Raw genomic sequence first — 13,604 nt, forward strand, 5'->3', positions numbered from 1 at the left:
TGGGAAGGGCTCAGGCCGAGGGCGGACGGTCGACGTTGCCGCGGGGCAGCAGCTCGAACGAATAGTCGATCGCGGACGCCACGCCCGGCTGGACCGCGCGGATGGCGGCAAACGGGTAGTACGAGCCGACTGTGGGCAAGAACAGGACGTTGCCCGCCGCCCAGCCGCCGCCCCAGCCCGCCGCCTTGAGGACGAAGTAAGGCGCACCGCTGATCGGGTTGATGGGCGCGATATCCGTATTGCGGCTGTAGGTGCCGACGTTGCCCACGTGCTCGCCGATCACCTCAACATCCGTGCTGCCGGTCAGCACGCGCAGCGCGAAGCGCTCGGTCAGCGCGCCGGCATTGGTCACCACCACCGGGAACGCGCCGTCGTTGTAGGTCGCCGGTGCCGGACCGGCGGGCCCGACCGCATCGAGCCATGTCACACCGTCCCAATTGAGCTGGTCCCACACCGGCAGCGCGCGGGCGGCCAGGTTGCCGGACATGAGGGCCGAGGACACCACGGTCCCGGCCGGGAACGCGTGCGACAGCTGCTGGGTGAGCTTGATCGTGCCGTCGATCTGCACGTCGGCCGCGCGGACCATCTGCTCGATGCGGTGCAGCACGCGCACCGGCTGCACCCAGGTGGCCGGGTCCACGATCAGCACGGTGCCGGTGTCCAGGTCCGCCGTCCAGCCGGCCTGGACCAGCTTGCCATCGGCGCCGACCAGGTGCACGCGCGAAAGGCGCGTGCGGCCTGCCGAGACGGTCTGCCCGGCCGCGTACGTGGCCGCGGGCACGGTGCCGGTGTGGCCCACGACCAAGTAGCTGCCCACCCGGTAAATCGGCACGCGGCCATCGGGCGGCAGGCGCACCGGATCGAGACCCAGGATGTCTGCGTCCAGCGGCAGGTAGAAATACGCCACGCTGTTGTAGCGCAGCGTGGTCGGGTCCACAGGCCAGGGGCGCCAGATCTTGCCGCCCTCGACCGCGCCCACGTCGGCCGCGCGGTACCACCATTCCGCCTTCTGCGCGGGCGTGAGGTCGGCATCGACCACGAAGTCGCCGAACTGCAGTTCGCCCACGCCCGCCTCGTAGTCCATCCGGCCGCGCATGTGGTCCCCTGCGAAGTTGCCGTCCAGGCCCGCCGTGGCCGTGAGCGCATTGCCCTGCAGGTCCAGCAGCGTGAGCACCAGGCCGCCTGGCTTGATGGGCGCGCTCTGCGTCCGGAAAAACACGCTCGCCGTGTTCCATGCACTGCGCTGGGTCCACAGGCTGGCGAGCGCGAAGGCGGTCGGTGCGCCCGCCACCACGTAGTCCGTCATGCGGGCCAGGCCTCGGCCATAGTCCACCGTGCCGCTCACAACGCCGGGCGCGGCATTGGTGCGGCCACGGTACAGCACACCTTCGAAGTCGTCGTAAGTCTGGCCCATCCAGACGAAGCGCACGCTGCCCGGCACGATGCGGTCGGTGGTGTAGCGGCACAGGTCGATCACCACCTCAGGCGGCGCGAAATCTTCCTCGTAGGCGTTGGGCGCCAGCGGCGCGACCTTGTAGCGCACGATGACCGTGCCGAGCATCTCCTCGCCCACTGCGGCGGTGCTGTACTCGCCGCCCTTGGCCGAGTTGCTGCCCGACGATGACTGGCTGGACACGCGATCGAATTCCTTGGCGTCCTCATAGTCGCTGCTGTAGCTCTCGGTGCTCTTGTTGTAGCTGACCAGCTTGACCACCACGGTCTTGGCGGCATACGCCACCGTGCCCAGACCCGCGACGAAGCCACCCGCGCCGTCATCGGTGGCGCGGTGCAGCGTGATCACGCGGTTGGAGTTCGTGCTGTCGCTGCCCGACGTGCGGCTGTAGCGGCTGGTGGTGGTCAGCGTTCCGATCACGTTCATGAAGCCAGAGACATAAGGCCGGCCGTCGATGACCTTGCGCTCGACCGCCATGCCGGGGACCAGGTTGCCGTACCGCTCCCAGAGTGGCTCCTCCATCCAGCTCAACGCAGTGATGGCCTCGGGCGCCTTGGACGTGCTGGCGCTGGTGAGCTTGGCGCCACTGGTGCTGCTCACCTCCTGCGCCGTGGACCAGGCGACCTCGATGCTGCCCGCCACGGGCGGCTGGGTCAGCGTGATCGTGGCCGAGCCAGTCGGGTCCAAAGCAGGCCCGGCAAAGACCTCCTCCTGCATTGATGCCGCCGTGTAGCTCGTCGAAAACGATCCGCCCGCGTCGATCATGTGAGCAGGCCGCAGGAAGATGCTGGAGCTGGGGTAGTCGATCTCGCCCGCCGCATCGCCGGTGAACTTGCCGGCGCCGTTGTCGGTGGCCGTGCGCACCTGGCCGGCGGACAGCCAGGTGATGGTGACGGCGCCCGGGGTGGCGCCCGGATGGGCCAGCGTCCACGAGTACTCCGGCGCCCGCACCTGCGCGCCCTGGGCGGAGCGGTTGTTGTGGCCCACCCGCTCGGCCCACTGGATGATGATGCTGCTCGCGTCGTCCGGCATCGCCAGCAGCGTCATGTCCACGCTGCCGGTGGCGTAGATCACCCGGCCGGATCCCGAGCCGGCCAGCACGCCCGTGCCGTCGTCGGTGAGCGTGTACCAGTTGCCCAGGGCCCGGTAGCTGATGACCACGGTGCCGGGCTCGGGCAGCGGCTTGAGCATCGCCACGTAAGAAAACCCGCGGTTGCTCTGCCCGATCTTGACGCGCTGGGTATGCGCGGCCACGGCCACCTCCACGCGGCGCGGAGCCTCGGCCAGGACGATCAAACGTTCGGCCGCAGGGCGCTGGTCCAGGGCCGTCGTCTCGGTGCGGGAGCTTGGCACGAGCTGGGTGTAGATGCTGTCCACCCGCAAGACCGAGTCGCCCAGCGCCGTGGGCGCGGCCAGGGGCGAGGCGCCGTAGTACACGGCGGCATCGGCCACGGTGGTGTCGCGGATCACGGCCTTGCCAGCAGCAGGCGCGTAGTCGCGCGATGGCGGTGAGCCGGGGAAGGCGTAGCGCAGTGCGTCGGTCAGGTCCACCTTGGTGACCGAGCCTTGATAGTCGACGAATCCGCCGCTGGAACCGTAGGTGTAGGTGCGCTGCTCGGTCTCGGTGCGTGTCACGCGGACGAACTGCACCCGCTCGGTGGGCGTGCCCGCCTGGTAGGTCAGCACCAGGGTGCGACCGATGTCCGGCGCGGGCGTGCCGGGGCGGTGGAAGATCTGGATGGACCGCATGCCGACCACGTGGTCTTCGAGGAGGTAGCCCGACCACTGGGTGCCTTCGATGAGATAGGCCGCGATCGCGGCGGCGATCTCGGTGCGGCGGGCGAACAGGCCGCACTTGGCGAGCGTGATGCTCACCTGCGGATCGGTGGGCAGCTGCGACAGCACGATGTTGCTGCCCATGTACACGTCGGTGTTGGGGGTGAGGACGCCCACGTGCAGCTGCCGCATGGACACGTTGCCGCCGGCGCGGTCGGTCTCCGTGACGTCGGGGAAAACGTTGTTGGAGCCACCGTAGGGGATGACGGTGCCGGTCGGCCCGCCGCCGCCCTCCGGCACGTCGGCCATCACGCGGCTTGCGAAAAGGTGGATGTCACCGTCCTGAATGGGCATGGTTCAGACCTCGAAAAACTTGAAGGTGGGGAGATAGAGCAGCTCGGGCGTGATCTCGCCGTCCTCGAGCTTGTGGATGGGCTGGGCCTGGAAGCCGCCCGCCCCGTGGTCGAACATCACGCGGTAGGTGTCGCCGCGCAGCACCAGGTCGAGCTCGATGCCGGGCAACTTGGCCCAGGCCTGCAGCGTGGTGCACAGCGCCCGGGTGATCCAGGCGGCGGTGTCGGTACCGACCAGGGTGATAGGGCGGCCGGACTGCTTGAGCGCGACGTCCACGAGCAGCGCGCCGGTGGTGCTGTAGGCAGTGGCCTGGTCGACCGGGCTCCAGCCGAATTCGTCGGTCCATTGCAGGCGGTCGCTGATGTGGGCGGTGGTGCCGTTGTAGGTGAGCGTGATCATGGTGTCGCGGGGTCTCAGATGGCGGCGCCCTTGGCCTGGGCGAGGTCGCGCAGCAGATCGATCTCGGTCTGAGCGCTGGCGGCGTCGACGTGGCGCGTGGTGCCGCGCACGACTCCCCAGTCGCCAGCACCGTTGATCGTGATGTTGTTGACGTAGGTGGTGCCGCCCCCTCCACCGCCGCCAGGCGTGGTCGGGGTCGTGGGGGTCGTCGGAGTCATTGGCTGAGACGTCGATTGCTTGGACGCGAAAAGGCTTTTCTCTGCGGCCTTCGACAGGGCCTGGGTCATCGTGCTGTTCCTGCCTGCGTACTTGATCTGCCCCCCGTTGTTGATGTACGGCACGTTGCCTTCGTTGTCCACGAACTCGCCGGATATCTGCTTGGCCGTCTCGTCGTCCAGGCCGGCTTGCTTGAGCCAGTCCACGATCGCCAGGCGCGTCCAGGCGAACTGGTTTTCGGACTGGGGGCGGTTGGTGATGCTCGATGCCGACGTGTCAGCGGACTTTTGCGCCGCTGCTGCGGCGAGGAACTGCCCCTGAGCGGCCAGCGCCTTCGCGCCGGCATCCGTGTAGGCGTTGCCCATGTCTCTGACGGCAGCCGTGTTGGCGCTGGCCGCGCTGACCCCCGACCGCATGGAGGCTGCTGACCGGTCAACGGCATTGGCCAGCTCAAGCGAGGATTTCCCCGCTTCATCGGTGACCACCTTGAAGCCACGCACGGCGGCCTGGCCCTCGACCCAGGCGGGTGCAATGCCTTTGTTGGCAGCAATGGCAGCCTCGGCTGCCTTCTTGAAGCCCTCTCCGAGTTCGCGAGCACTGGCCGTGCCGCTGGCCGTCAATGTGTCGTAGGCATCCTTGGCATTCGTCGCGGTTTTCTTTAGCGACTCATCGGACGTGATGCCGAGCTGCTTCATTGCTTCTCGCACGCTGTTGATCGCCGGAGTCGCCTTGTCCATGGCATCTTTCAGCTCGTTGGCTTTTTCCCGCGCCTGGTCGAGAAGCCCGTCGGTGATCTTGTCTCCGAGCAATTTGCGGAGTTGCTCGATGCGACCGCGCAGGTTGTCGATCGCGGCCTGACCATCGGCCGTTTCGATCGCTTTGGACAGACTTGCAACCAGCACTCGACCGGTATCGACTCCCTGCGCCTTGAGGCTATCCAGACCATTCACGATGGCTTCTACATCGTTGATCGCACTACGGGAAGCCGCTCCGATCTTCCCCTGCAGCTGGTCAAACTCCAGGCCAGTTCGCCGCACAGCCTCGCGCAGCAAGCTGTCCATCAACTGCGCAGCCCGCGAACTCTCCCGGGTCAGCACCGCAAACGCCGCTTCCGACTTCGCTTTCAACGCCGTGAGCTCGTCTCCGCTTACCCCACGTGCGATAGCCGCTTGCACTGCAACTGCTGCCTTCTCGGCCTCTGCACGTGCGGCACCAAAGGCCATCCTCGCCTTGATTTCAAAGTCGGCCAGGTCTTTGCCGTTGAGTGCTTGCGCCCAAGCGGCCTGCAACTCGGTTGCAGTGATCTGGCCATCGGCAGATAGCTTTTCCAGTACTGCAGAGAAGTCACGAATACCTTGGACCTTCGTCAGATCGAACGAGTCCGTGGCCTTCTTCAAGGCCTCGGCGGTGCTGTTGCCTTCTTTGGTGAGTTGCTCAAACTCGGCCACGCTGGCGCGCGCTGCCTTCGAAAGATCAAACGTGCGGTCAATCGCCGCCTGGATGGACACGGCCAAGCGTGCCCGATCTGCAGCGGCCTCCTTGGCGATGTCCGCCTGCAGCTTCTCCGCCCGGGCGAGTTCCTCCGTGCGGTCCTTGTAACCTGCCAGCTTGGCGGCGCTCTCTCCGATCCAGGTGCCGATGTCTTTGAAGTTGGCGGCGATGCCCACCAGCGTGAACGTCCGAAGGCCGGCCAGGATGGTGGCAAACCGGCTGGCTCCCGCCGCGGCAGTGGTGGCCGCAGGGCCAGAGGCCGCCATCTGGGCGTTGGTCGCGGCCAGGGCAACAGCGGCGCCTTGCGCTGCCGTGCCCAGGCCGAGGAACTGCTGTGCCAGGCGCAGGGCCGCAAAGGCCGCGCCCGCCTGGCCCACGTCGATCAGCAGGCCCGCGATGGTGCGCAGGTTGTTGGCCAACCCGCTGATCGCCCGGGCTGCAGCTGCGCTCGCGCCAGTGGCCTTGTCGGTCTCGCCTACGTAAAGCGTCCATTGCGTGGACAGATCCTGCAGAGCGCGGCCCACCGTGGGCGGCAGCTTGGCGAACTCGCCGGCCACCGTCTGGCTTTGGCCCTTGAGCGCCTTGATGACGGTGTCGCTGGTGAGCAGGCCGGCTTCGGCCATCTTGCGCAGCTCGCCGGTGGTGACGCCCAGCCCATCGGCCAGGGCGCGCGCCAGGCGCGGGCTTTGCTCCATGACAGAGTTGAATTCGTCGCCCCGCAGCGCGCCGCCTTGCAGCCCCTGCACCAGCTGCGTGATGGCGGCGCTGGAGGCTTGGGAACCGGCGGCGCTCAGCTGGATGGCCTGGTTGATCGTCTCGGTCAGCGCCAGGCTTTGCGCGCTCGCCTGGGCCGTGGAGAGCCCGGCATCCTTGCCGGCCTGCGCCAGGCGCGTGAAGAGCACCCCCGTGTCTTCGAGGGCGCTGTGCGTGCGCAGCGCCACCTCGGTGACGCCCTGCCAGCTGCGGGTGAAGTTGTCGCCTTCTCCGGTGACCAGCTTGATGCGCGACTGCAGATTGTTGAACTGGTCGGCGATCTGCCCGACTTCCTTGACGCTGAGCACCACCCCCAGCCCTGCCGCAAACCGGGTGAGCATCTGCGTGGCCTGGGCCAGTTCGTTGCCCATCTTCACCTGGCCAGCCGCGGCCGTCTCGCTCGCCGCTCCGAGTTCGCGAGCACGCTGCGCGGCCTGGTCGGTGGCAGCGGACTGCACCCGCAGCGCCCGCGCGGTGTTGTCTGCGGCCTGCAGTTCCTGGCTCTGCGCCTGGGTCAGTGGGCCCAGCGCCGACAGCTGCTCGCGCCGCGCCTGCGCCACCTGAGCGACCGCAGTGGCCTCCGCGCGCAGACCCCGGGCAGTCAGGGCCAGCTGGTCCGACTCGATCTGCCGCAGCCGGTTCTGCGCCTGTATGGCGGCCGCCTGGTCGCCCAGCGCCTGGGCGGTCTGCAGCCGGCCTTGCTGCTCTTCGCGCGCAAGGACCAGGTGCTGGCGCTGTAGCTCAATCTCGGACTGTTCCACCTGCAGTCCGGCCTTGATGGCGCGGGTTTTCGCGTCCACCGACGTGGCGAGCTCCGCCAGCTCGCTGCCGGCCTTGTCCGAGGCTTGGCCAACGTCGGCCAAGCCTTTGCTCGCGGCCTGCGAGCCGGTGCCCAGTGCACGCGCTTGCGCTTCAGCCTGGGCCTCGGCGGTAGTCAGCCGGCCAATGCCGCCTTGCGCCTGCTGGGCATCTGCGCCCAGCTCGGCCACGGCCTGACCCGCGGCGCTGCTGCCCGCGCCCAGATCTGCTGCCTGCTGCCTGGCCTGTCCCTCGGCCGCAGCCAGCTGCTGCAGGCCGCCTCCTGCCTGCGCCGCAGCCTGGCCCAAGCCGTCCACCTCTTGCACCGTGGTCGCGGCGCTGCTGCCCAGCTCCGCACTGTTGGCTTGTGCCTTGTCCTCGGCCGCGGCCAACTGGTCCAGGCCTCCACCCGCCTGGCCAGCCGCATCGCCGAGCTTGTCCAACCCGGTGCCTGCGGCTGTGGCGGCCGACCCCAGCTCCTTGGTGCTGTCCTCGACCTTGGCCACGTCGTTGGCGAGTTCGCCCAGTCCGGCGTTCTTCACCCGGACGGTAAATTCGATCTCGTTTTCGTTGGCCATGGCGGGAAGTCAGGGATACGGGAGGGGGGAAGAGAGAGGGCCGCGCGCCGCCTGGAACTGCGGCGGGCGGCCCCGGTGCCGTCGCGACGTGATCAGCCCATGCGGGTGCGGTAGTAGCGGCTGATGCCGGCACCGGACTTCGTCGGATCCATCAGCACCGTTCCCTCGACGTCCAGCGCATTGAAGCCCTTGCCGATCAACGTCAGGTTCTTCGTGATGCCCTGGCTGGCCCGGAAGATGTTCACCACCACCGGATTACCGCTGTCGGCCTCGTTCAGCCCGCCGAAGATCAGTTCCAGCTCCACGGCCTTGGTGGTGAGCGCCTCGATCGCTGCGTATTCCCCGTAGCTGTAGCTGACCCAGAGCTTGTCGGCGCTGGCCACATCCGCGGCATCCGCCAGCAGGAAGACCCCTTCCGGCCGCACCTCATAGTTGCCGGCCATGTCCACCACGGCCGCTGCCGCGGCGGTCGCCCCCTTCTTGAGCACGACGGCCGTAGGGCTGATGTGTTGCAGCGGCAGCAGGCCACCCAGGGTGGCGACATGCGGTTCATCGGCTTCAGTGCCAGCCTCGATCGATTCGACGGTACCGAGCACGCTACGCGCCAGGTTGATCACGTTCAGGTCCGCGAACTTGGCCTTGATCTTGACCTCCTTCACACGCCGCACTTCAGCGTGGGTGCCGCCCCCAATCGCCGTCATGTCTTCTTGGGTTTGCACGTCCTCGCTGTGCTCGAGGCCCAGCTCGAGGACGTTGCCCACCGGCATGGGCAGCACGGTCGATCCATAGGCGCGGGCGTAGACCTGGCCCACCGTCATGCTGGGTTTGTAGATTTGCTTGGTGACTTCGATGGCCATGGTGGCTCCTGTAAAAAATCAGCGTTGAAACACCGTCTCGACCAGGAAGGCGAGCGGCAGATACATGAAGCCCGCGGCGCTGATGCCGGAGCCTGGTGCGGGTGCCAGGCGCATCGGCCCGGCCACGTTGGGGGGGCGATAGCCCATGAGGGCGGCACCGGCACGGGCTGCGAGCTCGCCGGCCTGGGCACGGACGGCTTCCCCCGTTTTGAGGGTGCGGACGTTGCGCACCGCGGCCACGATCAGCCAGGTGTGGTCCAGCCGGGCGGCCGCCCCATCGGCCCGCGCTTCCAGCACCCGAAAGCCGTTCCACACCACATGCACGGCGGGCGTGGGCTGGTTCTCTTCCTTGATGCCGGACAGGTCGGTGGCGGTGAGCACGTGCACGGCGGGCTGCAACCCCCTGAGCGCTTCCTTGAGCCGGTCCACGATGTGCGGCTCGGGCTCCAGGAAGTTGTTGGGATGCGCCGGTGCGATCGGGGCGGTGGCCATCAATAGGCCCCCCAGTTGAAGGCGCTGCCAGGCGCGCGGGTGACCACGTGGCCGGCGGGCTGCGCCACCTCGGTATCGGTGCCGCCCAGGCTGACCTGACCCTTGGCCAGATCGCGCAGGTACTCGTCCGCCCAGGCTGCGCCGCGGCGCAAATCCTCGGGCACGGAACTGCCATACAAGCGCTTGAGCGCGATCGCAGCGACGGCGCTGGGCAGGCTGCTGCCCTTCACCAGGTCATCCGGCAGAGGCATGCGCATGCGGTAGCGCGGAAAGAGGTAGGTGTCGGCATGGCGGCTGGCACGATCCAGTGCGTCCTGCAGGCGCACCAGGGCGGCGGCTGCAACCGCCACCGCCTCGGGCTCCCAGGCACTGGTGTCGCCACCGCCGGCCGCCACCGAAAGCAGCGCGCTGTCCAGCACCGCTTCCGGAGCGCCGCGCTGCGCCAACTCGCGCCAGCCTTCGGTGGCGGCGTTGGCCAGGTCAGTCAAGGTGGCATAGGCGGCCATCGTGGGACCAGGTTTCAGCGCTGCACGCGAATGAGGTCGCCGGCGGCCGTCGCCGCATCGCGGGCACGGCCAAAGGCTGCGCCACTGGCGAGCGTGATGGCCCGGCCCTGCGCGTCCGGCTGGACCTGGGCGCCCAGCGCGATCGCCGCGCCGGCTTCCACCAGGATCTCGCCGTGCGTGCTCACGCCGGCCTGCTCGCCGATGTCGTAGTTGGTGTTGGGCACGCCGAGCGCCGGATCGGTGGCGGCCGCGGTGGCGCCCGCGAAGTTGGCAAAGCGAAAGCGCTGCAGCGCGCCGGTGGCCAGCACCGAGGTGGCCATGAGAATTTTCTCAGTCAACATGGGTTGCTCCTTCAGGGATCGGAATCACGAGGCCCGCCAGGCGCTGCGCCTCGGCACCCCACAGTTCGATGTCGTAGCCGACGCCATAGACGCGGCCGTTGTGGCGGATGGGCACCGAGCCCACGATGTAGGTGCGCATGCCGAAGGCTTCACGACCAGGCACCGGTGGATCGCCTGCTACTGCCGGCACGCCGCCCAGGTCGCCCGAGTCACTTGGCTCGCCGAGGTCGCTGCTGATCGGGCCATCACCCGAACTGGCTTGCCGGGTCTGCGGCGTGTCCAGCGCTGCCGTGCCGGCCGTCTGGGCCACCGGCGCTGTACTGGCGTCTTGGGCCGCGGGGGTGCCTTCGGTCGGGGTGGTACTGGCATCGGCAGCGCCTTGCGTGTCAGCGGTGGAGCCGGCGGCCACGGAGTTCGGGGTGGATCTCTTTGCGGTGGCCATGATCAAGCCGCTCCCGCCACGAGGTAGCCCGCTTCCGCGCCGAGCATGTAGGGGCGGAAGGTGTCCGTGTTGCGGATGATTTCCAGCTTGCCGTCTTCGGTGCGGGTGTCCACCACCGGATTGCCCCTCTTGCGCAGCGTGTAGCCGAAGCTGGGCTCGTAGGCCGAGCGCACGGGTGCATCGCCAGCGGCGGCGGGGGCAGCGGTGGGGACATAGGCGAGCACCAGCGTGCCGCCCCACAGGTCTGTCACCGCGCCCGCATCGGTGGCATACACCCCCTTGCCCACCACGATGTTCTCGATCTCGAAGATCTCGCGCAGGTCGGCCAGCTGCACCAGGCGCGAGCGTGTGTCGCTCAGGATCACCTTGAGCTTGGGGTGGCGCTTGAGGGCGCGCCAGCTCTTGTAGCCGATCACCATGGTGTTCGGCTCCTTGACCACCTTGTTACGCACGGCGGCCTTGGCATCGTCCACCACGCCCTCGGGGTCGCTGTCTTCGTTGGTGAACACGTCCGTGCCAGACAGGACGACCTTGTTGCCCGTCGGGTAGTTGGCCGGGTTCTGGGTCATGCTGGCCACCATGGCTTCGTGGCGCAGGCGGATGCCCTCCACCACGCGATTGGTGGCATGCGCCTGCAGCGGAAAGGCGGCTTCAGCGTCTTCGCGGTAGTCGATCGGGTATTCCAGATCGTGCTCGTCCAGGCTGATGTCGATGCCGTCGAGGTCTTCCGGGTTGATCCGGTTGGACTTGGCTCGCAGCGCACGCTCGGTCGCGTAGACCTTGAACGCTTCCTTGCCAAAGCGCGGGATCTTCCCGCCTTCCTTGTCCAGCGTCACGAACGGCAGCAACTGGTCGCCCACGAAGGCGGCGTTGCTGTAGCCGATGGCCAGCGCGCTGAGGATCGGGTCCACCACGCGCAGTTTGCTCAAACGTCCCATGTGTTTCTCCTTGAGGTATTGGGTCGGTTACTTGTTGCGCATCACGGCGTGGGCCGCGGTGGCGTAGTCCACCTTGTGCTCTTTGGCATGCGCACGGATGCGCTTGTCCAGGGCCACGCGGGCGGGGTCGGCGCCTTCTGCGAATTCCACGGGCGTGGTGGCGTCGGCGCCATCCCCCGCGGCACGTTCGCGGGTGGCCTGCTCGCCGAAATCCACTTGCTTGGGCAGCGCCTGCAGCAGGTCGCGGAACACCTGGTGCAGCGGCTTCTTGTCAGCGCCTTCGCCGAACGCCACGTCGGGAGCGGCCTGCAATTGCGCGCCGATGGCGGCCACCTGGCCCTTGAGGGCGGTGGGGATGCGTGCTTCGCCGGCCATGCTCTCGGCGAAGGCAGCGTTCTCGGCCAGCACTGCGGCCTGCTTGCGCTCTTTGTCAGCGGCCTGCAGCGCGGCGATCTGCCGTGCCTGGGCCTCGTTTTCGGTGCGCAAACGCGCGGCTTCTTCTTCGGTCACTGCGGACTCCTTTGGTGGTGGATCGGTGGGGGAGGCTTCGCCTTGGGCGAACGCCACGGGTAGGCCTTGCGCCTGGCGGGTTTCGTTGACCGTCTCGGCAGCGCTCAGCTCAAGAGCGCGCACGTCGTAGTTGGGGAGCACCTTGTCGGCGTCTTCCTGGCCGAACTTGCCCAGCACCCACTCGCGCAGGTTGCGCAGCAGATTGGCCGTCGTCATGGCGTCCCACTCGCCGAAGGCCACGCCCTCCGCAAAGCAAACGCAGCCGTCGTCTGCATCGCCGAACTCGGGGTCGTCCAGGCCCTTGACGCCGGGAGGATGCGCACCCAGCACGCCGATGTGCCGCAGGTACCACACGCCAGGCACGGGGTTGTTGGTGGCATCGGGCCGGTAGAACTTGGCGCTGACCGTGCCCCAGCGGCCAGTGCGTGCCTCTTCGGCAAACGCTGGGTCGACCTTGGACGGCAGCGCGTAGAGGCCGCGGGCCTGCACAACCAGCTGATCCGCCCAGCCCTGGGCAGGCGCGTCGAGCGCGGGATGGCCCTTGACGATGGGGGCCTTGTGAATCTTGGGGTCGTAGGCGGCGGCGGTGGCGGCCAGATCGGCCTCGCCAAACTCAATGGTCTCGCCTGCGACGGTCGTCCAGCGGCCGGGCTTGAAGATGTGCAGGGGCTTGGTGGCGGGGGCGACTTGAGGCATGGACCGCAATGTCGCGCGGCAGGCCCGCTGCGCCTAAATCAAGCGCTTGAACGTTTCGAGGGGTGGCCTCGCGCGCGGGCGAGGCGGACTATTCCAGGACGAGGCGGCCCTGCCGGCGGCCCAGATCGTCCTGCAGCATGGCATCCATGATCTGGCGCACGCGGGTTGGGGTCAGATGGTACTCACGGGCCAGCTCGTTGTAGTTGCGCCCGGTGAAGCGCTCGTACATTTCGCGGTCGCGCAGGCTGGCCCGGTAGCGCAGGCCCTTGCCCAGGTAGAAGTTGCGGCCGCCTTCTTCCGCGCTCAGGCGCTCGGTCTGCCGCAGCGCCAGGGTGGCGAGCTTGTGCAGGCGCTGCGGGGTTGGCTCTGTCTCCTCGTCTTCCACCAGTTGCACGAACAGCCACTCGGCCACGGTGCGGAGGTTCTCCGGATACCCTGGATCGAGCTGCTCGTGCAACGGGGCGAGTTGGGCCAGATCAAGCATCGCCGTCGCCCCGTGCCACCCACGCCTTGAGCGCCTCGATCAGCGTGTCCAGCTGCGGCCCGGTGGCGAAGCGCAGTGCCGACACGCCGACCTGGCGGTGCACCCAGGCGTCGAGTGCGGCCTGGCTTTTGTCGTTGACCAGGCCGTCGCGGTGTAGCTGGTGCCACAGGGCCCAGACCTTGCGCTCGCGCGGGCTGGCCGCGTTCTTGGCTTGGCCGAACTGTTCCCGGGTCAGCGGGCGGCGGCGCGTGGTAGCTGGCACCAGGCCCTGGCGCTCGGCCAATCCCTGCATGTGGTCGCGCACGCGCTGCTGCTCGGCCGCGCTCATGGCCTTGCTGCTGGTCTTGCCGGTGAGCTGCTGCAGGAGCACGCGGTAGTCGTCATCGCTTTGGCTCAGCTTGGCCTTGAGCACGTGGATTGCGGCAATGTGATTGGCCTTCATGCTGCAATCCCTCCCCCCGGAGCGGGCCCGGCGAGTAGCGGCGCGATGCAGTCCGTCATGTGCGGCCTGGCGCTGGCA

Annotated in this window: 12 protein-coding genes; all 12 read right to left on the reverse strand. The window is 68.0% G+C overall.

Annotation, left to right across the window (positions count from 1 at the left end):
* Positions 1-10: 10 nt before the first annotated feature.
* Positions 11-3,583 carry a hypothetical protein gene (locus M5C98_RS00180; RefSeq protein WP_272550262.1) on the reverse strand — a complete coding sequence of 1,191 codons (3,573 nt, stop codon included), beginning with the start codon at positions 3,581-3,583 and terminating at the stop codon, positions 11-13.
* Positions 3,584-3,586: 3 nt separating this feature from the next.
* Positions 3,587-3,982, reverse strand: a complete 396-nt coding sequence (locus M5C98_RS00185) for a hypothetical protein (RefSeq protein WP_272550263.1) — start codon at positions 3,980-3,982, stop codon at positions 3,587-3,589.
* 14 nt (positions 3,983-3,996) lie between these two features.
* Positions 3,997-7,818 (reverse strand): tape measure protein, encoded by a 3,822-nt coding sequence (locus tag M5C98_RS00190; protein WP_272550264.1) that lies wholly within the window; start codon positions 7,816-7,818, stop codon positions 3,997-3,999.
* Positions 7,819-7,910: 92 nt separating this feature from the next.
* The gene (locus M5C98_RS00195; protein ID WP_272550265.1) at positions 7,911-8,675 is read right to left on the reverse strand and encodes a hypothetical protein; all 765 of its coding nucleotides are present in this window, start codon (positions 8,673-8,675) and stop codon (positions 7,911-7,913) included.
* Between the two features lie 18 nt (positions 8,676-8,693).
* Positions 8,694-9,167, reverse strand: a complete 474-nt coding sequence (locus M5C98_RS00200; protein ID WP_272550266.1) for a phage tail terminator protein — start codon at positions 9,165-9,167, stop codon at positions 8,694-8,696.
* Complete coding sequence (locus M5C98_RS00205) at positions 9,167-9,673, reverse strand: phage protein Gp36 family protein (RefSeq protein ID WP_272550267.1); 507 nt, start codon at positions 9,671-9,673, stop codon at positions 9,167-9,169. The genes M5C98_RS00200 and M5C98_RS00205 overlap by 1 nt, the downstream gene beginning before the upstream one ends.
* 14 nt (positions 9,674-9,687) lie before the next feature.
* Entirely contained in the window at positions 9,688-10,014 is a 327-nt protein-coding gene (locus tag M5C98_RS00210) for a DUF2190 family protein (protein WP_272550268.1), read from the reverse strand.
* A complete protein-coding gene (locus M5C98_RS00215) occupies positions 10,004-10,456 on the reverse strand; it encodes a hypothetical protein (protein ID WP_272550269.1) in 453 nt (150 codons plus the stop codon). Before M5C98_RS00215 ends, M5C98_RS00210 begins: the two co-directional genes overlap by 11 nt.
* A gap of 2 nt (positions 10,457-10,458) precedes the next feature.
* Positions 10,459-11,394 (reverse strand): major capsid protein, encoded by a 936-nt coding sequence (locus M5C98_RS00220; protein ID WP_272550271.1) that lies wholly within the window; start codon positions 11,392-11,394, stop codon positions 10,459-10,461.
* Positions 11,395-11,421: 27 nt separating this feature from the next.
* On the reverse strand, positions 11,422-12,600 hold the full coding sequence (locus M5C98_RS00225) for a peptidase (protein WP_272550272.1): 1,179 nt from the start codon (positions 12,598-12,600) through the stop codon (positions 11,422-11,424).
* Between the two features lie 88 nt (positions 12,601-12,688).
* Positions 12,689-13,084 (reverse strand): Mor transcription activator family protein, encoded by a 396-nt coding sequence (locus M5C98_RS00230; protein WP_272550273.1) that lies wholly within the window; start codon positions 13,082-13,084, stop codon positions 12,689-12,691.
* Positions 13,077-13,526: a regulatory protein GemA gene (locus M5C98_RS00235; protein WP_272550274.1), complete on the reverse strand. Its 450-nt coding sequence runs from the start codon at positions 13,524-13,526 to the stop codon at positions 13,077-13,079. The genes M5C98_RS00230 and M5C98_RS00235 overlap by 8 nt, the downstream gene beginning before the upstream one ends.
* Between the last annotated feature and the right edge of the window lie 78 nt (positions 13,527-13,604).

The organism is Acidovorax sp. NCPPB 3576 (assembly GCF_028473605.1).
Taxonomy (GTDB): Bacteria; Pseudomonadota; Gammaproteobacteria; order Burkholderiales; family Burkholderiaceae_C; genus Paracidovorax.

Bases quoted from the DNA above. Each gene is read 5' to 3' on its own strand.
- M5C98_RS00230 (WP_272550273.1), bottom strand. From the start codon at position 13,084: ATGCTTGATCTGGCCCAACTCGCCCCGTTGCACGAGCAGCTCGATCCA.
- M5C98_RS00180 (WP_272550262.1), bottom strand. From the start codon at position 3,583: ATGCCCATTCAGGACGGTGACATCCACCTTTTCGCAAGCCGCGTGATG.
- M5C98_RS00220 (WP_272550271.1), bottom strand. From the start codon at position 11,394: ATGGGACGTTTGAGCAAACTGCGCGTGGTGGACCCGATCCTCAGCGCG.
- M5C98_RS00235 (WP_272550274.1), bottom strand. From the start codon at position 13,526: ATGAAGGCCAATCACATTGCCGCAATCCACGTGCTCAAGGCCAAGCTG.
- M5C98_RS00185 (WP_272550263.1), bottom strand. From the start codon at position 3,982: ATGATCACGCTCACCTACAACGGCACCACCGCCCACATCAGCGACCGC.
- M5C98_RS00195 (WP_272550265.1), bottom strand. From the start codon at position 8,675: ATGGCCATCGAAGTCACCAAGCAAATCTACAAACCCAGCATGACGGTG.
- M5C98_RS00210 (WP_272550268.1), bottom strand. From the start codon at position 10,014: ATGTTGACTGAGAAAATTCTCATGGCCACCTCGGTGCTGGCCACCGGC.
- M5C98_RS00190 (WP_272550264.1), bottom strand. From the start codon at position 7,818: ATGGCCAACGAAAACGAGATCGAATTTACCGTCCGGGTGAAGAACGCC.
- M5C98_RS00205 (WP_272550267.1), bottom strand. From the start codon at position 9,673: ATGGCCGCCTATGCCACCTTGACTGACCTGGCCAACGCCGCCACCGAA.
- M5C98_RS00200 (WP_272550266.1), bottom strand. From the start codon at position 9,167: ATGGCCACCGCCCCGATCGCACCGGCGCATCCCAACAACTTCCTGGAG.
- M5C98_RS00225 (WP_272550272.1), bottom strand. From the start codon at position 12,600: ATGCCTCAAGTCGCCCCCGCCACCAAGCCCCTGCACATCTTCAAGCCC.
- M5C98_RS00215 (WP_272550269.1), bottom strand. From the start codon at position 10,456: ATGGCCACCGCAAAGAGATCCACCCCGAACTCCGTGGCCGCCGGCTCC.